This is a genomic window from Ruegeria sp. AD6, assembly GCF_056542325.1.
Map to the genome: position 1 here is coordinate 329503 of NZ_JBQFZQ010000001.1, position 22189 is coordinate 351691.

Consider the following 22189-nt stretch of genomic DNA (forward strand, 5'->3'; position numbering starts at 1 on the left):
TCATATCACGAATTCAGGGGTTTGACGCTGTCCAAGCCGCCGGATCACAGGTTCACCCGTGAATCAGAGGCCAAAATATGCTACCTTGGCGATACTTTTTGCACAGTTTTCGTGCCAAGCGCTTACTCAGGTGCGGCTTGCACCGGAATGGATTTGGAGGTGACTATGCCAGGGGGCGGAGGCAAAGGTGGCGGTGGCCGCAGCACCGTAAACGTCAATAACGGACCCATCACAATCGACTCGGACACCGATGCCGATGTGACCATCAACGGCCTCGACGATATCGGTGTCACGCTGAACGGGGGGCAGACCCCGATCAAGACCGAGACCAAGCTGGAAGGCGGCGATCCGATCAAGACCGAGAGCGTTCAGGACCTGAAAATCTCGGAACCCATCGTCAGCGAAAACACCACCGACCTGACGCTTGAGATCAAGCCGCTGTCGATTGATCTGAAACCTGTGGCGCTGGATCTGTGCACGACCGTCAATTACGGCAAGCTTCCGACCGGTATCATCCGCCAGCCCTATCACCACCATATCGGCGTGACTTATATGGGCGTCGAATATTACGGCGTAACCTATAGCGGCGAAAGCAAGCAGGTCTACGAAGAGTTGCCCTTCCGCCCCTCGGTCCAATTGCCTGCGCAAAGCTCGGCCCCGTCCGGTGGGTCGAAAACGGCTAAGCCCAGCCCATCCTCGGGCGGCGTCAAAATTCACATCAAATAGGGGTGCGATATGGCCAGGGCTGCAAAGACCAAGACGCCGGATGTCACACTTCTTGAGCCACTTGTTCTGGTGGGCGCACCCGGCGCGGTGCACGGCACCTTGAACCTGGGCAACGCAAGTGCGGAACGCAAAGCCCTGCGTGATTTGAAACTGACAGAGGTCAAACCCACATCGGGCCGGGGGTCGCGGGCTGCGGCAGCGAAACCCACACTATCCGTGGACCTGCCGCGGGTGAAACTGCGGGCCGGGGCCAGCAAGTCCGTGCCGGTTACAGTATCGCTCAGCCCGACGACCCCGCCGGGTATCTACGCGATGACGCTGCCCGTTGATGGCACCGACCACCCGGCCGAGGTTATCGTGACCGAGGTGGTGGATTTCGAGATCAACCCAGATGAGGTGTTTCTGGTCGGCGCCGCCGGAACCAAGGTCAAAAAGCTGATGGCGTTTCGAAACCACGGCAATGTGCCGGTCGATGTTCCCGCCATTGGGGCCGTGCAACTGGATCTGGACCTGTTGCATTGCCGGGCGCAGCGCGAGACCCTGAAGAAACTGCGCGATACGGATCGGACGCTGGACGACGTCATGAAGGCCATGTCGCTGAGCTATGATGCCGAGTTGGAAAGCTTCACACCACTCAAGGTCAAGAACGATCCGGTAACGGTGGCTGCGGGGCAGACGGTCTCGCAAATGTGGGAATTCACGATACCGGGCACGATCCCCAAAGGGGTCGAGGCCAACGCGGCCATCCGGATTTTGTCTGAAACAGTGACAGTGCACATTCTGGCGGTTTGAACGCTCTGTCTGTGATGAGGAGGCAAGAAAATGCAAAGAACCATGACACGGCGCGGTAGTGGGAAGGGCAGAAACCCCGAGGTGTTTTATGGCTACTGCTACCGGACGCAGGGCATGCGGATGATGACCGTCGACGACTATCTCTGTAACCTGCGCGAGGGGTATACGCAGATACAAGCCTATACCCAAAGCCTGTACGGCGTCCCAGATGCGCGGCGGTCCTATTACGACGATTGTGGCTGCGACTGTGACCCGTGCGGGCACGACAGTTGCTGCGACTGCTGTATCTGCGACGGCGATGTGCTGATCGAAGCGCGCTGTTCTGAACGACGCGCTATCTCGCTGACCTTCTCCAATGACTCGCGCCGCACCCGTGACGTCACCGTTTCGCTGAGCAGCTTTTCAACCGCCAGCGGGCGCGATCTTGGCTGGGCGGCGGCCCTGTCGGACACAAAGTTCACGCTTGGTCCTTGCGAGGAAAAGGTGGTTCAACTTGTCGTAAATATCGATTGTTCGGTTTTCCACAAAGACGATCCCGCAAGCACGGCAGGTACGGCAAGTACAGCCGCCAAGGCCCGCAAGGATGACAATAACCAACGCCTTGTGGACGTGGACAGGTGCGAGGTCGCCTATGCCCGCGTCAGTGCCGATGGCTGCATTTCGCGCCCGGTTCTGGTTGCGGTCGCCGTATTGCCGAACCATTGCGACAGCTACGTCGCGACGTGCAAATGCGATTGTTGCTGATCAGGTCGCGCTGCAATCAGACAACTGCATGATATAAGCTGTGCCTTGCGTGCATGGCGCGTTGCGCTTTACCTGCAGTAATTGTGGAAAGCGTTGCCTTTGCCCTGAGGTTTTCGCCGAAGACTTACGCAATTCGGCAAGTAATTCCGAAAATCTCGAATATTGGTTTTCGTAATTTCGAACAAACTTCGTTTCTGCTGTGTCGCGCTTGATGCGCAATACATTCGCATGTTTCACTTTTCCAACACGTGTATCGCCACTGGGTGCAGGCTAACAAGCTGCAAACACACGTGTTGTCAAAAAAGAACAGGCGCGGGTGGGTGGGACCTGCTGAAACACCGTGCCCCATAAAGTTCAACATGGAGAGATCTAATGAAAAAACTATCGTTGCTACTGGGTGGTGCTTCTGCAGTCGTCGCCCTGCCGGCTTTTGCGGCCGACATCGTGATTGGCGTACCAAACTGGGCCTCTGTCAACGCAACGGCGCATATCCTTGAGGTTGTCATCGAAGAGAATCTGGGCCTGGATGTCGAACTGCAAAACGGCACCAACCCCATCGTGTTCGAGGCGATGGACAGCGGTTCAATGCATGTCCACCCCGAGGTCTGGATGCCGAACCAGCAGAACCTGCATGACACATATGTCAAGGATAACGGCACCGTCGTGATGAACGAAAACCCGGTTCAGGCCGAACAGGGCATGTGTATCCCGACCTATATAGCGGAACAGCACGGCATCACCTCGATTGATGACCTGAGCGATCCCGACAAGATGGCCATTTTCGACACAGACGGTAACGGCACGCCTGAGGTATGGATTGGCGCGCCCGGTTGGGCCTCGACCGTGGTCGAGAAAATTCGTGCGAAATCATATGGCTATGATCAGATCTTCGACCTGACCGAATACGAAGAGACCATCGCTTACGCCAATCTGGCCAACGCGACCAAGGCAGGCGATCCGTGGATCGGATTCTGTTATAGCCCGCACTACATCTTCGTGACGCAGGACCTGACTGTGCTGGAAGAACCCGCCCATGATCCGGCGACCTGGACGATTGTCCAGCCGACCGATGATCCGGACTGGCTGGCCAAGTCCGAGGCATCAACAGCCTGGAACGGTGCGACCTTGCACCTGCACTATGCGAAAGAACTGGAAGAAGCCTACCCCGAAGTGGCCGCATTGTTCCGCAACTATCAGATGCAGGGCGACGACCTGAGCGCTATGGGCAAGGCGCTGGCCGTGGACAATATGGAAGCATCGGATTTCGCTCAGCAATGGGTGGCCGACAACGAAGACACGGTAATTGGCTGGTTGACCAACTAAGCCGATGAAACCCGGGCCGTTGCGACAGATCGCGACGGCCCTTTTCCTATCTGCCTGGCGAAACCGCGCCTTATGGGGGGCAAATGGACGAATCTGTCGTTAAACTTGAACATGTCTGGAAAATCTTCGGTAACCGCGCGCCCGAAGCCATGGAGGCCGTCCTGAAAGAGGGTCTGACCAAAGCGCAGGTTCTGGAGCGTTTTGGCTGTGTGGTCGGCGTGCAGGACGCCAGTTTCGAGGTCTCGCGCGGCGAGATTTTCTGCATCATGGGCCTTTCGGGATCGGGCAAATCCACTCTGGTCCGGCACGTGAACCGCCTGATCGAACCCACGGCGGGCAAGATTGAAATTCTGGGCAAGGATGTATCAGCCATTTCCGAAACAGAACTGCGCCGCATTCGCGCGCAACAGATCGGAATGGTGTTTCAGCATATGGCGCTGATGCCGCATCGCTCTGTCCGCGATAACGTGGCCTATCCGCTGGAAATTCGCAAAGTGTCGAAGTCCAAACGCTGGGCGGTGTCAGATCACGCATTGGGCCTTGTGGACCTGACCGGCTACGAAGACCGCCTGCCCAAAGAGCTGTCAGGCGGGATGCAGCAACGCGTGGGGATTGCGCGGGCGCTGGCTTCGGACCCTGAGATTTTGTTGATGGACGAACCGTTCTCGGCGCTGGACCCGCTGATCCGCCTGCAATTGCAGGATCAGTTCAAGGCGCTTGTGGCGCAGTTGAAGAAAACGACCCTATTCATCACCCACGATCTGGATGAGGCCATTCGCATCGGCCACCGCATCGCCATCATGAAGGACGGCGTGATCGTTCAGATCGGCACGCCCGAAGATATCGTCATGAACCCCGCGGACGACTATGTGCGCGAGTTCGTGCAGGGCATCTCGAAGCTGAAACTGGTCAAGGCGCATTCGATCATGGAGCCGGTCGCCTGCTATTCCGGTCCGCTGGATGGCGCGCCGCGTGCAGATGAAGGGGCCGATCTGGATCAGTTGATCGATCTGGCTGTGAACACGGATATGCCGGTGGTCATCACCGATGCAGGCTCGGATGTGGGTGTCGTTACCAAGCCGCGCTTGCTGCGCGGAATTCAGGGGGGCAAAAATGACTGATGCAGCCATGGAAGTGAAGGTCACCGCCGCCTCGGATATCGAAGTCGACCGCGAGACTCTGGATCGCTCGATCCACGAATTCGCTGGGCCAAACGGCGACTATTACGTCAACGCGTTTCACAAGATCCACGACGCGACCAGCGCGATCCCGAACACCTTCAACTTGTGGGCCGCCGTGCTGGGGCCGTTCTGGTCGGCGTCGCGCGCCATCTGGGGCATGTTCTGGACCTTCCTGATCCTTGAAATCATCGCCTGGGTCCAGATCGGGCGCGGAGCCTGGGGCAATCCGGGCGCGGAGTTTGCCGACCGGGCAGCACGTCAGCAGGAACGCGCGGACGAGTTGCTGGGTCGGGCTGCCGAGGCGACTGAGCAGGCTGATATCGACCGCTTCACCAAACTGGCCGAGAATATTCAGAAAGCGGCGGACACGAGCCTGGAACGCGCGCTTGCCGCGCAATCCGAGGCGACGGGCATCCTGATCACCGGGCTTTTGATGCTGTTGGTTTTCAAGGTGGTTCAGGGCTTCTACGCCGACCGCGTGTACGAGAAACAGTATTCGAACTGGCGGATCAATCCTGACAAGACGGAAAGTGGGCGGTCCACACGGAATATCGTGATGGGCGCGATCCTGATCGCCGCCATCGGGCCTTTGATCGTCTACAAGTTCACCGTGAACGCATCGCTGCCCTTGCTGGACGCCTTCCCGGAACAGGAGGTCTCGGCTGTCTTTTTGGGCGAGGATGGTGGGACGCTGTTCTCAGCGCTTGCCAGTTGGATGGAGGCGCAGATTGATGCCGCCGCGGCTGCCGGGGGTGATGTCTTTGACGGGATCGTGGCGGGTGTCCGATCCGTTCTGGATGCGCTGACCATTGCCCTGATCGGGTCGCCCTGGCCGGTGGTCATGCTCGTCATTTGCGTCACCGCATGGCGGGCGGCTGGCCCTCGGGTCGCGATCTTCACGGCGGCGTCCTTGGCGTATATCGCGCTGTTGGGATACTGGGACGTGGCGATGGAGACGGTTGCGCTGGTGGGCGCAGCGGTGATCTTGTGCGTGGTGTTCGGCATTCCGCTGGGCATCTGGTTCGGTAAATCTCAGCGCGCCTACCGTGCGGCGGAACCGGTGCTGGACCTGATGCAGACGCTCCCCGCGTTCGTCTACCTGATCCCGATCATCGCCTTCTTTGGCACCGGCAACCCGCCGGGCATTCTGGCCACGATCATCTTCGGCATGCCCCCTGTGATCCGCCTGACGGCGCTGGGGATGCGCGGGGTGCCTGACAGCATCAAAGAGGCTGCGGTCGCCTTTGGTGCCTCGAAATGGCAATTGCTGAAGGATGTGGAGATTCCGCTGGCCTTGCCCTCGATCATGACCGGGGTAAACCAGACCATTCTGATGTGCCTGTCGATGGTAGTCATCATCTCACTGATCGGCGGCGGAGGCCTGGGCAAGGAAATCCTTGAAGCGCTGCAATACGCGGCCAAGGGGCCGGGCCTGCTGGGCGGCTTTGCCATCCTGTTCTGCGCCATGGTCATCGACCGCATCGTGCAGGGTGCCTTCCGGCGAGAAGACGAGAAAATCTGAATGCAAACGCCCTCGGTTCCCGCCGGGGGCGTTTTTCTTTTAGGGAGAGTGGAATGGTAGATCGCTACGAACAATCCATGATGGATAATCTGTACTGGTGGGGTGTGCCGACGCTGTTTCGCTGCCCCAACACAGGCCCCGAGGGGCAGGACATCGCCTTGGTCGGCGTCCCGCATTCCACGGGTAACGGCACGACCGAGCGGGACCAGCATCTGGGGCCGCGCGCTTTGCGCCACGTCTCGGCCGTGCAGCGCAGGGTTCATTCCCTGTTTCAGATCGACCCGTGGACCAGTGCGAAAATCGCGGATGTGGGCGACGTGCCCTTTCCCCGCGCCAATGACAACGAAGCCTGTATCGAGCAGATCACCAAGTTCTACAAAGACATTGACGCCGCCGGTGCGCGCCCGGTTTCCATTGGCGGCGATCACTCGATCACCGGTGGTATTGTTCAGGCGCTGGGCTGTGGCAAGCTGGCGGGGGGCGAGCCCGTAAGTTTCCTGCATGTCGACGCCCACACGGATGTGTTTACCAAGGTGGATCACTTTCTGGGTGCCAAGAAATCGGCGGCGCATTGGGGGGCGTATCTGGCCGATCAGGGGCAAGTCGACCCAAGCCGCTCCATGCAGATCGGTCTGCGGGGGCATCCGCGCAGTCTGGACTGGCTCCAGCCATCTTATGACTACGGTTATAACATCGTGACAATGCGCGAGTTTCGGCAGCGCGGTCTTGCCGAAGTGGTGGCGCAATCGCGCGAGGTGCTGGGCGACCGTCCTGTCTATATCACCTTCGATCTGGATTGCCTTGACCCGACCGTTGCGCCTGCCGTGTCCAATCTGGAACCCGGCGAGAAGGGTTTCGATATTGATGAGGCAGTGGGCCTTCTGCATGCCGCGCGTGGGCTGAACATCATCGGAGGAGACGTGGTCTGCATGATGCCCACCAAGGACAGCCCGAACAATATCACCGCGCTGACGGCTGCGGCGGTGATGTTCGAGATGATCTCGATGATTGCCGAAAACGTCAGCTAGCGCCGCGCATCCACGGCCTGCGCCAGCACACAGAGCAGTTCGAACATCAGTGAAATACCAAGCCACGCTGTGCCCCCGTTTGGATCGAACGGGGGTGCGACCTCGACCAGATCGGCGCCGACAAGGTTCACGCCGGACATCTGGCGAATGACCTGCTGCGCCTGAAAGCTGTTGGGTCCGCCGATTTCAGGCGTACCTGTGCCGGGGGCGTAGGTCGGGTCGACAAAGTCTATGTCATAGGTGCAATAGGTCGGGGCTGTGCCGACAATCTGTCGGACCTCGGCCATGACATCGTCGATGCCGCGGTCGAACAGTTCCTCGATGCGGATAATACGAATGCCTTGCGCCTCGCCCCACTCGATATCCTCGGTATTGTAGGCGGTGCCGCGAATGCCGACCTGCACAAAGCGTTTCGGATCGACCAGACCTTCTTCGACGGCGCGGCGGAACGGGGTGCCGTGGGTGAATTTGTGGCCGCCAAAATAGGTGTCGAACAGGTCGGTATGGCTATCGAATTGGATCAGACCCAGCGGACCGGACGCAGCAAGCGCACGCAGCACGGGCAGGGTGGTCAGGTGATCCCCGCCAGCGGTAAGCGGTGTAATGCCATCCGACACAAGACGACCGTAGAAGCTGGTCACGCGATCCAGAGTGTCGTCAATGTCGACCGGATTGGGCGCAACATCGCCCAGATCGGCGCAGTTCACCAAGGAAAATGGGCTGACGCCGGTCACCGGGTTCATGGCGCGGATCATGGTGGAATAGTCGCGCAATTGCCGGGGACCATGCCGCGCGCCGGGTCGGTTTGTGGTGCCACCGTCCCATGGGATGCCGACGAGTGCCAGATCGACGTCTTTGTATCGCTCATGCTCGGGTGTCAAGTTCGGCAGGCGCATGAAGGTTGGAACACCCGCAAAGCGGGCAAGGTCCATCGCCGATACCGGTTGAAAAAATGCGCCTGCCATGGTGCCCCCTGATCCGTGTCGGTGTGACCCTAACCGGCTGGCGGTGTGTCGCCAATCCATAGTTTGCGGTCAGTAGAGAATACGAAACCGCTTGCGAATCTCTGCATCCTGCTCGGGCGTCAGATAGGTGGGGTGATGTGTTTGCAAGGTCTCGATGGCTTGTTCGCGGGCGTTGGTCCAGGCGTCCTTTGCACCGTCCTCTTGCCACGTGCGCGGCTCGGTTCGATCTGCAAGGGCAGGGTAGAAATAGTCCCGCTCCATCGCTTCATAGGTGTGAGAGCTGCCGAGAAAGTGACCATCACCCAGAACCGACTGGCAGATCGCCTCGAAGCCCAGATTTTCCTCGGTCACTTCGATCCCCCTTAGCGCGCGATATGTGTGAGAGTGCATTTCGTTGTCCAGCACAAAGGCTTCAAAACTCGCACCCAATAGCGACGCGGTCATGCCCGAGCTTTCATAGATCAGGTTGCCGCCCGCCAAAGCCGCCGCCAGCGAGGTCATGCCCTTCTCAACCCCATATTGCGCGTCAATGGCCTTGGCGTCCGTCATCGAGGCCGCAACGCCCGAGGGCAGGCCCAGCCAGTTGATGATCTGGGCCGAGGCCGCGTTCAGGATGGCGGTCTCGCCACTGCCGCCCGCAAATGCCCCGGTCCGCAGATCCACGATGAAGGGCCAGTTGGAAAACACCATGGGAAAGCCGGGCTGGATCGTATTGACCATCACCAGACTGGCCAGTGTCTCGGCCAGCGATTGCGCCAGAAACCCGGCCAGCGTCGCAGGGGCTGTTGCGCCGGCCTGCGCGGCGGTGATGCAGGACATCGGGATGTTGTGCCGGACGCATTCATAAACCACGTCCACCGCATCTTCACCGTATCGCAACGGAGAAATTACGGGACTGATATGCGCCTTCAGAAACGGCCGTTCGGAAAATGCGCCGGGGCCACCTGCGGCAATGTCCAAAAGCGAGACAATAGGTGCGACATGCTCGGCCAGAGTGAACGATGTCGCGACGGGTTTTGTGGTGTTTTTGACCAGCGCGTAAGCGGTGTTCACGTCCAGATCCAAAACATCGGGTACATCTGTCGCGACGCAGCAACGGGTGAACCAGCTGACATTGGCCAGCGTGTCCTGCAGGCGGGTGAAATCATGCAGATCGGCAAGGGTTGAAGGGCGATAAACACCGCTCTCAAGGTCCAGCGTCTGAACCGCAGCCCCTCCGGTTCCGAAAAACACCCGATCGCCTCCGACTTCGATCGAGCGGGCCTCGTCCCACCCATGCAGGGTGAAAGTTTTTGCCGCCGTGTTGATTGCACGTTCGACCATCGCGCGCGGGAACAAAACGCGGTCATGTTCAGCCTCCAACGCGCCTGCTGCCAGCAGGTCCTTGCGCAAACGATCCGGGACTTCGCCCATGCCAAGCGTTTCCAGCAGACGAAGCGCGGTGTCGAAGATCCGGGAAATCTCACCCTCGGTCAGCGGCTTGTAGAAACCACCAACCTGACCGGGCGCGCAGGGATCAACCTCGGGCTTGGCCGCGCGTTGGGCATGACGGGCCTTGCGACCGCTTCTTCTGTTTCCGTCCGATGCCATGCGCGGGGCGCTCCTCCGTCGTGTCTGGTCCCACCGTAAAACTCACATATCGCGGCCCGCAAAACCAGAAATCAGCCTTTCGAAATCTAAAACCACAGTTTCGTTTTTTTCAAAGCAACAAAAGGCGCGTTGCTGAGAAGTCCTGTTTGTCCCCACCATCTGACCGACGCAGGAAGGAGCGCGCGATGAAGTCACGCACAAAGGTCGTTGTGATCGGAGGGGGGATCGCCGGGTGTTCCACCCTGTACCATCTGACGCAAGAGGGGTGGAGTGATGTGGTTCTGGTTGAACGGAACGAACTGACATCGGGCACCACATGGCACTCGGCCGCGCAAGTGACGAATTTCGGCATGAACCAGACGATGGTCGGGCTGAAATCCCACTCGATCCGGCTGTATAAAGAGCTGGCAGAAGACCCCGATTACCCGATCAACTACCACCACGGTGATGGCGGCATTCGGCTGGCCAATACCGAGGCGCAGATGCAGGGCTATCGCCATTTTGCCTCAATGGCGCGGGGGATGGATGTGCAGTTTGAGGTGATCGATGCCGAGGAATGCGCCCGCAGGCACCCTTTGATTTCCACGGATAACCTGATCGGCGGGCTATGGGACCCTTTGGATGGTGATATTGACCCGGCGCAACTGTGTCAGGCTTTGGCGCGACGCGCCCGGAAAGCAGGGGCCGAGGTTTATCGCAACACGCCCGTGATCGGATTGATCCAGCACAGCGACGACACCTGGACCGTTAAGACAGAACATGGTGATATCGACTGCGATATCGTCGTGAATGCCTGTGGCTATCGTGTGAACGAGGTTGGCGCGATGATAGGGGTGCATCATCCGGTTTCCTCGATGGAGCATCAGTATTTCCTTACCGAAGAGATCGCGGCCATTCGCGATGCCGGGCACCGAATGCCGCTGCTCAGATGTTCGATCAGCGACTATTATTGCCGTCAGGAAAAGAACGGATTGCTGGTGGGGTTTTACGAACAGGATTGCAAAACCTGGGGCATGGACGGGATCGACCCCAATTTCGTCAATGCTCTGTGCCCAAATGATCTGGACCGGGTGACGGACGTTCTGGAAGGGGCCTTTGCGCGGATGCCCGCCTTGATGGAGGTCGGTATTCATACGGTCGTCAATGGCCCGATCACCTACACCATAGACGGCGCGCCCTTAGTCGGGCCGATACCCGGCAAGCGCAACGCGTTCTGCATCATCGGGCTACGCGCCGGGTTGGGCGAGGGTGGTGGGCACGGTTGGCTGCTGGCCCAGCAGATCGTGCATGGTGAGGCGTGTTATGACACATGGTGCCTCGATCCGCGCCGGTTTACCGGGCACGCGAATGTCGAACTCACGGCGCTGAAGGCGATTGAGGACTATCAAAACGAATTCAGGTTTCATTTTCCGCATGAACACCGCCCTGCCGGTCGTCCAGCTAAGACCACGCCTCTGACCCCGGTTCTGGCTGCGGCTGGTGCCGAATTCACGGTGGTGAATGGGTGGGAACGTGTCGATTACATAAAACCCAGTTCTGAGTTTGAGCCGACGCTTGGCTTCGATTTTGACGAAACGTTCGACGTTGTCGCCGCAGAAGTGCAGAACATCCAGACAAATGTCGGACTGGCCGAGGTAAACGGGTTCAACCGGATCGAGATCACCGGCGCGGATCGCCATGCCTTTCTGGATCGCATGTTCTGCGGCACGGTGACGAAACGCGAGGGGCGGGTCGGGCTGGGTTATCTGCTGAACCATCACGGAATGATCAAAGGCGAAGCGACGGTTGCGAACCTGCCCGCCAGCGATCGCGGCCCTGCGCGGGTCTGGTACGGCTCGGCGGCGGCTAGCGAGTTTCATGATATGGACTGGCTGATCCGACATCTGCGCACGGACGAGGATGTGCATCTGAAAAGCCTGACCAATGACCAGACGATCCTTGTGCTGGCGGGCCCGAACGCGCGCGCGGTTCTGTCTGCCTGCGCGCGGGGCGATTGGTCGGCGGACGCCTTCCCCTGGCTTAGCGTGCGAGAGTGTTTCGTGGGCATCGCACCCGCGATGGTGATGAATATCAGTTTCTCGGGTGAACTGGCCTATGAGATTCACGTGCCCAACGCTTCGCTTTATGCCGCATACCTTGCCTTGCAACAGGCAGGTGCCGCGTTTGACATGCGCCTGTTCGGGGCGCGCGCGGTTGACTCGATGCGGATGGAGAAGGGATTTCTGCACTGGAAAGCCGACCTGATCACCGAATTTGATCCCTATGAGACGGGATTGGCCCGTTTTGTGAAACCGCACAAGGGTGAATTCATCGGGCGGGAGGCATTGGCCCAGCGACACGCCAAGGGGCCGTCGCGATGCCTTGTGCCCCTCGCGGTCAACGCCACCCACGCCCCGGCGCATGGAGGCGCGTCGGTAATGCAAGGGGACCGTGTGGTCGGGACGGTGACGTCGGGCGATTGGGGGCATCGGACGGGATTGAACCTGGCCTATGCCTTCGTCGATGCGCCCTTGGCCAGCGTCGATACCACGTTTGACATCGACATGTGCGGAACGCGGGCCGAGGCAAAGATCATCGCCCCGTCCCCCTATGATCCACAGTTCGAGCGGATGCGCAGCTAGGCGAAAACGGCCCGGTTTTTGGCCAACCGTGCTGCATTCGGTGGCCGAACTCCGAATTGAACATTGCCGATCCGACGATTCTCTGTTTCGATTTTACCGAAAGAAAGGGGCGGGAGGAGGCGCGCCTATGTCGAAATCGCTGAGCCTGCGCTGGCTGGAGGTGTTCCAGCTGATTGCCAAATCCGGGTCCATCCAACAGACGGCTTCGGAAACCGGGTTATCGATCAGCACTGTCTCGAACCATTTGCGTAGTCTGGAAACCGCGTTGGGGATTGATCTGGTCGACCACACCCGACGCCCCATGAGCCTGACCCCCGCCGGAGAGGTGTTCGCTCGATACGTACGCGAAGGTCTGACCGTGTTGAAACGGGGAGAGGCGGAAATCCGATCCGGCAACTGGCTGCATGCCACATCCCTGCGGTTGGCGCTGATCGACGATTTCGACAATCAGGTCGCGCCCGAGCTGTTTCGCTATCTCGCCCAAACCCTGCCGCGATGCAATTTCCGCCATTTCACCCGCCCCAGCCACGAAATCATCGCGAAACTGCAGGAACATAAGCTGGATGCAGGCGTCGCGACCCGGCCACCGGGCAAGACCGATGGGCTGGTCGAATACCCGCTGCTGCGGGATCCGTTCATTGTCATTCTGCCTAAATCCTTCGGTGGGTCGATTGAGGATGTGCTGAAACCCGACTCGGACCTGCCTTTCCTGCGCTATTCCCGCGATTATACCATCGGGAAACAGATCGAGATTCAGTTGACGCGCAGCAAGTACAACCTGCCCAACCGGTTTGAGCTGGAATGCAATCAATCCATCGTCGGGCTTGTGGCCGAAGGTAGCGGGTGGGCGGTGACCACGGCGGCCAGTTTTCGGCGCGCGCGGCGGTTTCATGACAGCATTAATGCACAGCCCTTCCCGGGCCGGAACTTTGTGCGCACCGTGTCCCTGTTCACCACGGATGTGTATCCAAGATCGACCTCTCTGCTGATCCACCGTGTTCTCGGTAAACTGATCCAAACCAATTATTGCGACCCCATCGGCGCAAAACACCGCTGGATGGAGAACGAGTTCAGAACCTTGCCCAGCGGGGCCGACGGTTAGCGCGGGCGTATCAAGCTAGTTCTTGGTGCAGGGCGTCGCTTCGTGCCACAATGATCGGGTCATCGCACCGGGATCGCGCTTATGTCTGACGCAAAGCTTAAAGGCTGGAACCACATGCCCGAGGTTCCGATACAGGTCTCGCCCTTTTTCACCTGGCCGCTCAGGCCGGTTCGGATGCTGCGCTGGGTCTGGGACTCTTGGCTGCTGATCTCGGAAAAGCTGATTATCCTGCTGATTTCCTGCGCCTGTTACCTGTGGCTCAGCCCATCCTTGGCAGAGACGACGCAGTTGCAGTTCGGTTGGATCGCGCAAATCTACGTTCGCAATCTGGTGCTGATCTTTTGCATCGCCGGGCTGCTGCACCTGTGGTTTTATAGGTATTCGGCCCAAGGCGATCGGCTGAAATACGACCCCCGGCCCCTGATGCTGAAGGGTAAACAGTTCACTCTGGGCGGTCAGGTGCGGGATAATGTGTTCTGGACGCTCGGTTCCGGTGTATTCTTCTGGACCGCTTACGAAGTGCTGATGTTCTGGTCGATGGCAAACGGCTTTGTCCCGTATGTCAGTTGGGCTGCAAACCCGATCTGGTTTGTTGCTATCTTCCTGCTGATCCCACTATGGGAGAGCTTTTTTTTCTACTGGATCCACCGGCTGATCCACATTCCGTTTCTGTATAAACACATCCATTCTGTCCATCACAGGAACGTCAATGTGGGGCCGTGGTCCGGCCTGTCGATGCACCCGGCAGAGCATGCGATTTATCTGGGGTCCGTCCTGATCCATTTCGTCATCGGCGCGCATCCGCTGCATATTATCTTCCACCTGCAATATTACACGCTGACAGCGGTCACGACGCATACCGGGTTTCAGGGGCTGGTGATCAAAGACAAAAACCGGCTGGCGCTGGGCACGTTCCACCATCAAATGCATCACCGGTATTTCGAATGTAACTACGGCTCGCTCGAGATGCCGTGGGACAAATGGTTCGGCTCGTTCCACGATGGCACCGTCGAGGCGAACGAGCGGATGCAGGACAGGCGCAAGTCGATTACGGGGAAGTAGCTTGCGCTGGCCCCAGCGATTGGCGGGTGATTACGGTGGTGTCCAGACGCAGCGAAGTCCCGGCCGAGCGTGTCTCGATCATATCAATAAGCTCGGCGGCGGCCTTGCGGCCCATCTCTCGGTGGGGGACGTGCACGGTTGTCAGCGATGGGGTAATGATTCGCGCAAGCTCGATATCGTCAAACCCTGTAATGGAAACTTCATCCGGGATTGAGATACCCATTTTCTGCGCTTGCCGCACCGCACCAACGGCCAGCACGTCATTGCCGCACAACACGGCGGTCGGGCGCTGGGGCAGGGACATCAGCCGCCCGAAGGCGTCGGCGCCGTTTTCGATTTCATAGGTCGTCTCGACCACCGACAGAGAGGTTTCGGGCAGGCCATTTGCCCGCATCGCATCCCGTATCCCTTCGATTCTGAACCGCGCCCGGTCATTGCCTTTGGTAAGAGCGGATATGGCGGCAAGGCGCGTGTGACCCAGTTTTATCACCTGTTCCGCCAGGGCCTGCATCGCCTGACGGTTGTCAAACCCGACCGACGGGGCGCTTTGGTTCGGGGCAAATGACCAGGCTACGACCACCGGAACTTTCTGCGTTTCCAGATAGTCGAAAATGCGCGGATCGCGGTCATGTCCGATCAGCAACAGCCCGTCCGCGCCGCGCGCGACAAGGGTGCGGATCTGTTCTTCCTCGGCTTCTGGCTGATAGGCGGAACTAGAGACCAGCAGGGTGTAGCCCTGGCTGTGAATTTCCTCCTGAAAGGCCTGTAACCCTCTGGCAAAGATCGCGTTTTCCATGGTTGGGATGATCGCGCCTATTGTGAATGAACGCTTGGCTGCCATGACACGCGCTGCGAAGTTCGGCGTATATCCAAGGTCTGAAACCGCCGTCATCACCCGGGCGCGGGTCGCTTCGACCACACGCTGCGGATTGTTCAGGCATCGCGACACCGTTGCCGTGGACACACCCGCCTTTTTGGCGACGTCATCCAGGGTTGGCGCGGAATGGGGTTTTGGCATCTTCAAACTCAGGTTTCGATTTCTCTTAACTCTACCCCGTTCCGCGGGCAGGGAAAAGCATCAATGTAAGCGCTTGCATTTGTGATGTAAGCGCTTACAAATGGAATTGGACCGATTCTATAGGGAGTCCCGGAAATGTTTCTTGCAGCCTCGATTGTCGTATTCGTCATCTACTTTGCGAATGTTGCGTTGGGTGCTTTCTCGAACGCAGCGTTTCTTGGGGATGTCGGAGAGATGTTGGTCCTGTTCGCGGCGTCGATCCTGTTCGTTGTCGCAATTCTGAAAAAGGAGGCCGACCGGGACACCGAAAACGGCGGCTGAATTTTTTGCTTGGGAGGGCAATTTATGAACAACGACAAGAACGAGCTGGCGTCCGCAGAACGTCGCAATTTTCTGAAACTCAGCGCCAGTGGGGCGTTCACGGCGGCGCTGGTCGCAGGGGCAGGCGGGGTGCTTTGGTCGTCCGAGGCCGCAGCGCAGACCGCCAAGGAAGAAAGCGAGCGGGAAAAGGCAGCCGATCATGTGATGACCATCGCAACGGCCTATGTGCTGGGCGCGTCGCGCAGCTATCCGATCATGCAGCTGGACCTGAAAGAAAACATCCAGAACGCCACCAATGGTAAGGTTTACGTGAAACTGGCGCCGGGTGGTCAGTTGGGTGCAGGTGGCTCGCTTGTGCAGAAGGTGCAGGGCGGAACCATTCAGGCCGCGCAGCACTCGCTGTCGAACTTTGCGCCGTTTGCTTCGACCGTCGACCTGATCAACATGCCGTATCTGTGTGGCTCGAACCAGCGGTTCACCAACCTAGTGCATTCCGACACCTGGAAAAACGAAGTGCATCCCAAGGTCGAGGCCGCGGGCTTCAAGGCGCTGTTCTATGTTGTCATCGATCCGCGCGTGGTTGCGGTCCGTCAGGGCGGCGATGCCGTTCTCACCCCGGGCGATATGAGCGGTATCAAGTTCCGCGTGCCGGGCTCGAAAATGCTGCAGCAGTATTACCGCATGGTCGGTGCCAACCCGACGCCGGTGGCATGGGGTGAGACCCCCTCGGCCATTAAACAGGGTGTGGCGGATGCGCTTGACCCGTCCGTGGGCGCGCTGTTTGTCTTTGGCTTCAAGGACATCCTCAGCCACGTGACCTTTACCCAGGCAGTGCCGGACAGTCAGGTCTATTCCTGTAACCTGGAATGGTTCAACTCGATGCCCGCCGATGTGCAGGAAGGCATCATGTGGGGCTCGGAAATGACCAGCCACCAGAATCTGTCCAAGGTGCCTTCTGCGCGCGCCTATGCCATGGCGGAACTGAACAAGGCGGGCGTGCAGTTCCACTCGCTCAGCGACGATCAACTGGCCGAATGGCAGGACGCAGGCGGCTATCAGAACGCCGACTGGGATCCGTTCAAGACCGAGCTGGCCGGGTCGATGGACAACTTCGAGAAGCTTGTCGAAGCGGCCGGTACGCAGGGCAAATACTACGTCCACGACGCCTAAAGCGATCTAGGCGGGTGCGCTGCGGCGCGCCCGTTTGCTCCACAATAAGCAGCATATTGAAGCGGTTAGCGTGACTGCCTTCTGAAGTGCTGCCAAGAATTGGGACCGGACATGACTGTACTTCAGAAAATAGACCGGGATGCCGAGCGCTGGCTGCTGCTGGTGTTCTACGTGATGCTGGTCATCACCATGGCAATCGAGGTTCTGCGGCGCGAGATTTTCGCCTATTCCTCGATCTGGGGCGAAGAGATCGTCCGGTATTCCTTTATTTACCTCGCCTGGATCGGGGCCGCCGCCGCCGTGAAAGAGCGCGCGCATATCCGCATCGATGTGATCATGCATTACCTGCCGCAGCGGCCCAAGGCACTGCTGTATATCTTCGGTGATCTGGTGATGTTCGTTGTGGCGGTCATCGCGCTCTATTGGTCTTACGAGGCGGTGCATGTCTCGGCCAAGTTCGGCTCGGTAACGGATGGTCTGCGGGTCTCAAAAGTTTGGTTCCTGATGGCGGTTCCGACCGGATTTGCGCTGATGATCTGGCGGCTGATCCAATCCCTGATGCGCGACCTGAAATCCCTTCGCGACGGCACGCCCGTCTTCGAAGGCGACAAGCTGTTTGACTGAGGAGACCCGCAATGCTTTGGAATTCCCTCAATCAAACCGTTGAACTTGGCTGGGATTTTTACCTGCCCGTCATTCTGTTCGTTGGCCTGATCGCCATGGCCGTGCCCGTTTGGGCCGCCATTGGCACTGCCGCGATCGTCATGCTGGTCATGTCCGGCGACCTGCCGCTGAGCCTTGTGGGCGAAAGCCTGTTCACCGGCATCGACGCCTTCGCCCTGACCGCCGTGCCGCTGTTCATTCTGACCGGGGACGTTTTGGTCCGCACCGGGTTGTCGCGCAAATTCCTCGACGTGGCCGAGGCGCTGACCTGTTTCGCCAAGGGCGGCTTCGGCTCGGCCACCGTGCTGGTCTGCGGCATGTTCGCGGCGATCTCGGGCTCGGACGCGGCGGGTGCCGCCGCCGTGGGCCGGATGACGATCAACCGTCTGGTCGAAAGCGGTTACCCGCGCCCCTACGCCTGCGCACTGGTTGCGGCGGGGGCCTGTACCGGCATCCTGATCCCGCCATCGATTGCCTACATCATCATCGGGCTTGTGCTGGGCATATCCGCCTCGACCCTGTTCCTTGCGGCGCTGATCCCCGGTCTGGCCATTCTGGTGTCAATCCTCATCACCAACATCATCATGAACCGTCTCTATGCCTATGAGGGCGGCGGCATGATGACGATGGGTGAGTGGTTGGCAAATCTGGGCAAGGCCCTGAAATCCGGCTGGTATGCTTTCATCGTGCCGGGCATCATCTTCTACGGCATCTTCTCGGGCCGTCTGACGCCGACCGAGGCAGGGGCGACCGCAGTTGTCGTCACCATTATCATGGGCTTCATCCTGCGCACGCTGACGCTGGCTGATTTCCCCTCGATGCTGGTCAGCTCGGCCAAGGTCAACGGGGTGATCCTGCCGATCATCGCCTTCTCGGCCCCGCTAGCCGAGGCGCTGGCGATCATGGGCGTGCCGCAGGGCTTTGTGACATCCGTGACCAACCTGACCGATGACCCGTATCTGCTGATCCTGCTGATGATCGGCATCCTGATCGCCGCAGGCTGTGTGATGGAGACGACACCGAACATCGTGATCCTTGCGCCGATCCTGAAGCCTCTGGCAGACAATATCGGCATGAACGAGATTCAGTTCTGCATCATGATGATCACTGCGCTTGGCGTTGGCTTCATCACCCCGCCGCTGGGTCTGAACCTGTTCGTTGTTTCGGGCATTACCGGAGAGTCGATCCTGAAAATCGCCGCTCGTGCTGTGCCCTTTGTACTGACCATGCTGATCGTGGTGATCCTGATCGCCTATGTACCAGCCGTTTCAACCACTTTGCTTCCTGCAATCTACCAATAGGATCTGCTGAATATGCCGCGTGACTATTTGAAAAAGGCAACCCTGACGGCGCAATCTCATGCGTCCGAGGTTCACGATACGGTCAAGACCATTCTGTCCGATATCGAGGTGGGTGGCGATGCCAAGGCGCTGGAATACGCCGCGAAGTTCGACAAATTCGAGGGTAACGTTCTGATGACCCAAGGTGAGATCGACGCCGCCATCGCGCTGGTGCCCGAGAAGCTGAAGGCCGATATCCGCTTTGCCCATGACAATGTGCGCCGCTTTGCCGAAACGCAAAAGGCCACCGTGTCGGATGTGCAGACCGAGATCGTACCGGGCGTCGTCGCGGGCCAAAAGGCCATCCCTGTGGATGCGGCAGGGTGCTATGTGCCCGGCGGGCGCTACAGCCACATCGCCAGCGCGATCATGACGGTGACGACGGCGAAGGTAGCCGGGTGCCGCCACATCACCGCCTGTTCGCCGCCGCGTCCGGGCGAGGGTGTCGCCCCTGCGATTGTCTATGCCGCGCATATCTGCGGGGCCGACAGTATTCTTGCAATGGGCGGTGTGCAGGGCGTGGCCGCGATGACCTATGGCCTGTTTGGCCTGCCGCGCGCGAATATTCTTGTGGGGCCGGGCAACCAGTTCGTGGCCGAGGCAAAGCGTATTCTCTATGGCAAGGTCGGCATCGACATGATCGCGGGACCGACGGACAGCCTGATCCTTGCCGATAGCAGCGCAGATGCGCATGTGGTCGCGACCGATTTGGTCAGTCAGGCCGAGCACGGCTACAACTCGCCCGTCTGGCTGGTGACCGATGATCGGGCGTTGGCGCAAAAGGTGATGGAGCTTGTGCCCGCGCTGATCGAAGACCTGCCGGAACTGAACCGCGAAAACGCATCCGCCGCGTGGCGCGACTATGCTGAGGTGATCGTCTGTGAAGATCGCGAGGAAATGGCCACATGTTCCGACGACTACGCGCCTGAACACCTGACCGTTCAGGCCGAGGATCTGGATTGGTGGCTGAACCGGTTGACCTGCTATGGCTCGCTGTTTCTGGGTGAGGAAACCACCGTGTCCTATGGCGACAAGGCCACCGGCACCAACCACGTTCTGCCCACCTCGGGCGCGGCCAGCTACACCGGGGGCCTCAGCGTCCATAAATACATGAAGATCGTGACATGGCAGCGGGCAACGCGCGAAGGGTCCAAGCCCATCGCAGTCGCAACCGCCCGCATTTCACGTCTGGAAGGGATGGAAGGCCACGCCCGCGCCGCCGATGTGCGGCTGGCCAAGTATTTCCCGGATGAGCAATTCGACCTGACCGCAGATGGATGACCCACGTTCGCTCTTTGACCTGACAGGGCGCGTGGCCTGCGTCATCGGCGCAAGCTCGGGGCTGGGGCGGCGGGTGGCTTTGGTACTGGCGCAGGCTGGGGCCAAGGTGGTCGGCGTCGCGCGGCGGGCCGATGCGCTGTCTCAGCTGTGCGATGAGATCGGGGGAAATGCCGCCGCAGTGACTGGCGATGTTGCGGATCGAGGGAATATGGGGGTTTTGGTCGCCAAAATCTCTTCCCCCTTCGGTCCGCCGGACATTGTCGTCCACGCCGCCGGGGTGAACACGCGCGAGGCGGCGGATGATGTGACCGGGCAGGGATGGGATACGACTCTGGCCCTGAACCTGAGCGCACCGTTCTTCCTGAGCCAGGCGATGGTGCCTGCGATGAAGGAAAAAGGCTGGGGGCGGATCGTAAACTTTGCCTCGCTGCAAACAACACGGGCCTTTCCGGGTGGCATCGCCTATGGCGCGACCAAGGCCGGGATCGGACAGTTGACCCGCGCCATGGCCGAGGCATGGTCGCCACATGGCATCACCGCCAACGCCATCGGGCCGGGGTTCTTCCCGACCGAACTGACGCAGGCCGTGTTCGACGACCCCGAGCGCGCCGCCCGAAACGCCGCACAGACTTGTATCCAACGCAATGGGCGGATGGAGGATATGGACGGGCCGATCCTGTTTTTGTGCTCGAAGGCGTCGGATTATGTCACCGGGCAAATCCTCATGGTGGACGGGGGGTTCACAGCGAAATGAAAGCGCTTGTCTATGAAGGTGTCGAACAAGTTGTGCATCGTGAGGTGCCGGATGCCGTGCCGGAATTTGGCGAGCATCTGATCCGGGTTGAGGCGGTTGGTATCTGCGGCTCGGACGTGCATGCCTATCTGGGGCATGACGCGCGACGCCCCGCGCCGCTGATCCTGGGCCACGAAGCCGCAGGCGTGATTGTCGGCGGTCCGCGCGACGGCGCGCGCGTGACGGTCAACCCTCTGGTCACCTGCGAGGTCTGTCCCGCCTGCAGGTCGGGTCGGGGAAACCTGTGCCCAAACCGCCAGATCATTTCGATGCCCCCGCGCGAAGGGGCTTTTGCGCAATATGTCACCATGCCAGACCGCAATCTGGTCGAGGTGCCCGAGGATGTGCCGCTAAGCAAGGCCGCTTTGGCCGAACCTCTGGCGGTTAGCTGGCATGCGGTTCGGCTGGCCATCGCAGCGCTGCATCCGGCAAGCGAAAAGCGCGCCCTGGTGCTGGGCGGCGGCGCAATTGGGCTGGCCGCTGCGCTGGCGTTAACCGCGATGGGCGTCGAAGAGGTCACTCTGGCCGAACCGAATCCGGGGCGGCGCGACTTTCTGCTGGGGCTTGGCCTGCGCGTCGTGGACGGCGTCATAGGAACCTATCCGATCGTGATCGATGCGGTCGGTTTTGCAGCGACCCGTGCGACCGCCTCGGCCTGCGCCGAACCCGGTGGCGTTATTGCTCATGTCGGTTTGGGCGAGGATACGGGCGGCTTGGACATTCGCCGCATGACCCTGCAAGAGGTCACGTTCATCGGAACCTACACCTACACCGCCGAAGATTTCCGCCAAACGGCGCAGGCCATTTTCGACGGCCGTCTTGGCCCGCTGGACTGGACCGAAGCGCGACCCTTGTCCGAAGGCGCTCAGGCGTTTCGCGATCTGCGCTCTGGCGTGGTTGCCGCGCCAAAGATTATCCTGGACCCGTGGCAATAGACCGGGCTGAAA

General features: G+C 59.6%; 20 protein-coding genes. 17 read left to right on the top strand and 3 right to left on the bottom strand.

All coding sequences use genetic code 11. From position 1 onward, the window contains the following. Positions 1-165: 165 nt before the first annotated feature. The 7 genes from ACR0KJ_RS01495 to ACR0KJ_RS01525 all read left to right on the top strand — a co-directional run bounded on the left by ACR0KJ_RS01495 (position 166) and on the right by ACR0KJ_RS01525 (position 7316). Positions 166-726, top strand: coding sequence for a hypothetical protein (locus tag ACR0KJ_RS01495; protein WP_170451674.1), 561 nt, complete (start codon positions 166-168; stop codon positions 724-726). A 9-nt stretch (positions 727-735) separates the two neighbouring features. Beyond that, positions 736-1518, top strand: coding sequence for a hypothetical protein (locus ACR0KJ_RS01500; RefSeq protein ID WP_170621550.1), 783 nt, complete (start codon positions 736-738; stop codon positions 1516-1518). Positions 1519-1548: 30 nt separating this feature from the next. Further along, positions 1549-2262 (top strand): hypothetical protein, encoded by a 714-nt coding sequence (locus ACR0KJ_RS01505; protein WP_480625816.1) that lies wholly within the window; start codon positions 1549-1551, stop codon positions 2260-2262. Positions 2263-2634: 372 nt separating this feature from the next. Next, positions 2635-3585, top strand: a complete 951-nt coding sequence (locus ACR0KJ_RS01510) for an ABC transporter substrate-binding protein (protein WP_170517634.1) — start codon at positions 2635-2637, stop codon at positions 3583-3585. An 83-nt stretch (positions 3586-3668) separates the two neighbouring features. After that, entirely contained in the window at positions 3669-4706 is a 1038-nt protein-coding gene (locus tag ACR0KJ_RS01515; protein ID WP_480625817.1) for a quaternary amine ABC transporter ATP-binding protein, read from the top strand. Further along, positions 4699-6288, top strand: a complete 1590-nt coding sequence (locus ACR0KJ_RS01520) for an ABC transporter permease (RefSeq protein WP_480625818.1) — start codon at positions 4699-4701, stop codon at positions 6286-6288. The genes ACR0KJ_RS01515 and ACR0KJ_RS01520 overlap by 8 nt, the downstream gene beginning before the upstream one ends. Before the next feature lie 53 nt (positions 6289-6341). Beyond that, a complete protein-coding gene (locus ACR0KJ_RS01525) occupies positions 6342-7316 on the top strand; it encodes an arginase family protein (RefSeq protein ID WP_480625819.1) in 975 nt (324 codons plus the stop codon). Here the strand turns inward: ACR0KJ_RS01525 and speB are convergent. Then, positions 7313-8281, bottom strand: a complete 969-nt coding sequence (gene speB / locus ACR0KJ_RS01530) for an agmatinase (protein ID WP_480625820.1) — start codon at positions 8279-8281, stop codon at positions 7313-7315. The two genes, ACR0KJ_RS01525 and speB, sit on opposite strands and share 4 nt — an antisense overlap. A 69-nt stretch (positions 8282-8350) precedes the next feature. Continuing rightward, complete coding sequence (locus ACR0KJ_RS01535; protein WP_480625821.1) at positions 8351-9871, bottom strand: trimethylamine methyltransferase family protein; 1521 nt, start codon at positions 9869-9871, stop codon at positions 8351-8353. A gap of 185 nt (positions 9872-10056) precedes the next feature. Between ACR0KJ_RS01535 and ACR0KJ_RS01540 the strand changes: the two genes are divergently transcribed. The 3 genes from ACR0KJ_RS01540 (at position 10057) to ACR0KJ_RS01550 (ending at position 14656) form a co-directional block, all read left to right on the top strand. Beyond that, the gene (locus ACR0KJ_RS01540) at positions 10057-12492 is read left to right on the top strand and encodes a GcvT family protein (protein ID WP_480625822.1); all 2436 of its coding nucleotides are present in this window, start codon (positions 10057-10059) and stop codon (positions 12490-12492) included. 127 nt (positions 12493-12619) lie between these two features. Beyond that, complete coding sequence (locus ACR0KJ_RS01545) at positions 12620-13594, top strand: LysR family transcriptional regulator (protein ID WP_170451653.1); 975 nt, start codon at positions 12620-12622, stop codon at positions 13592-13594. 81 nt (positions 13595-13675) lie between these two features. After that, positions 13676-14656, top strand: coding sequence for a sterol desaturase family protein (locus ACR0KJ_RS01550; protein ID WP_480625823.1), 981 nt, complete (start codon positions 13676-13678; stop codon positions 14654-14656). On the opposite strand, the gene ACR0KJ_RS01555 is transcribed toward ACR0KJ_RS01550, so the two are convergent. Next, positions 14643-15674: a LacI family DNA-binding transcriptional regulator gene (locus ACR0KJ_RS01555; RefSeq protein WP_480625824.1), complete on the bottom strand. Its 1032-nt coding sequence runs from the start codon at positions 15672-15674 to the stop codon at positions 14643-14645. The genes ACR0KJ_RS01550 and ACR0KJ_RS01555 overlap by 14 nt on opposite strands. 135 nt (positions 15675-15809) lie before the next feature. On the opposite strand from ACR0KJ_RS01555, the gene ACR0KJ_RS01560 reads away from it, so the two are divergent. From ACR0KJ_RS01560 to ACR0KJ_RS01590, 7 genes are all read left to right on the top strand, one after another. Next, the gene (locus ACR0KJ_RS01560) at positions 15810-15995 is read left to right on the top strand and encodes a hypothetical protein (protein WP_170451648.1); all 186 of its coding nucleotides are present in this window, start codon (positions 15810-15812) and stop codon (positions 15993-15995) included. A gap of 24 nt (positions 15996-16019) precedes the next feature. Continuing rightward, complete coding sequence (locus ACR0KJ_RS01565) at positions 16020-17165, top strand: TRAP transporter substrate-binding protein (protein ID WP_170451646.1); 1146 nt, start codon at positions 16020-16022, stop codon at positions 17163-17165. A 111-nt stretch (positions 17166-17276) separates the two neighbouring features. Next, positions 17277-17789: a TRAP transporter small permease gene (locus tag ACR0KJ_RS01570; protein ID WP_170517654.1), complete on the top strand. Its 513-nt coding sequence runs from the start codon at positions 17277-17279 to the stop codon at positions 17787-17789. Between the two features lie 11 nt (positions 17790-17800). Beyond that, the gene (locus ACR0KJ_RS01575; RefSeq protein ID WP_170451642.1) at positions 17801-19129 is read left to right on the top strand and encodes a TRAP transporter large permease; all 1329 of its coding nucleotides are present in this window, start codon (positions 17801-17803) and stop codon (positions 19127-19129) included. A 12-nt stretch (positions 19130-19141) separates the two neighbouring features. Further along, the gene (gene hisD, locus ACR0KJ_RS01580) at positions 19142-20449 is read left to right on the top strand and encodes a histidinol dehydrogenase (RefSeq protein ID WP_480625825.1); all 1308 of its coding nucleotides are present in this window, start codon (positions 19142-19144) and stop codon (positions 20447-20449) included. After that, positions 20442-21203, top strand: a complete 762-nt coding sequence (locus ACR0KJ_RS01585) for an SDR family NAD(P)-dependent oxidoreductase (RefSeq protein WP_480625826.1) — start codon at positions 20442-20444, stop codon at positions 21201-21203. The genes hisD and ACR0KJ_RS01585 overlap by 8 nt, the downstream gene beginning before the upstream one ends. Further along, positions 21200-22177, top strand: a complete 978-nt coding sequence (locus tag ACR0KJ_RS01590) for an alcohol dehydrogenase catalytic domain-containing protein (RefSeq protein WP_480625827.1) — start codon at positions 21200-21202, stop codon at positions 22175-22177. The genes ACR0KJ_RS01585 and ACR0KJ_RS01590 overlap by 4 nt, the downstream gene beginning before the upstream one ends. Positions 22178-22189: the final 12 nt, after the last annotated feature.